Origin of the sequence: Kitasatospora nipponensis (genome assembly GCF_039528135.1) — a bacterium.
Taxonomy (GTDB): domain Bacteria; phylum Actinomycetota; class Actinomycetes; order Streptomycetales; family Streptomycetaceae; genus Kitasatospora; species Kitasatospora nipponensis.
The window spans coordinates 493-995 of record NZ_BAAALF010000528.1 but is presented as its reverse complement, the minus strand read 5'-3'; the positions used below and the strand labels follow the sequence as shown (position 1 = coordinate 995).

Genomic DNA, 503 nt, shown 5'->3' with positions numbered 1-503 from the left:
CCCCGCCTGGCCTATGGGCTGGGCGGGGGAGGCGTCGGCATACTCAGGAACTCAGATCATCGAACACAAGTCCGATTGCCTCTAAGATCGCGAGCGCGTGGGGGCGAACTTCAACACGGGGCCTCCGGATGCTTCAACCTTAGCTATTGACGTGATATTTTCACGCCTATGGTTAATGTCGATGTTGAGCGGGTTCGGGCTGCCATGGCAGACCTGTGCGAGCCCCTGCACGATGCGTTCGCCTGGGCGGAGCAGAAGCGCCGCCGACGCCTGCGTGAACTGACCGACCCTTCCTATCGCTGGCTCGGCACCCACCTGATCCGCGGTTTCGCTCACCATCGGCTATCCAAAGCCGACTTGGGGGTGTGGTCGCTCACGGGCAAGCACTCCCGCAATGGCGAGCTCTGGCTCGGCGACGGAGACTACCGAGTCCGCGTCCTCCACTCCCCGGACGAGGATGCCGTGCCCGCCCCCGGCAATAATCTCCAGCGGCGCGCCTTCTA

1 pseudogene is annotated in these 503 nt (G+C 63.6%); it reads left to right on the top strand.

The features are described 5' to 3' along the window. Positions 1-168: 168 nt before the first annotated feature. A pseudogene (locus ABD323_RS41665) lies at positions 169-503 on the top strand (hypothetical protein); the annotation flags it as partial.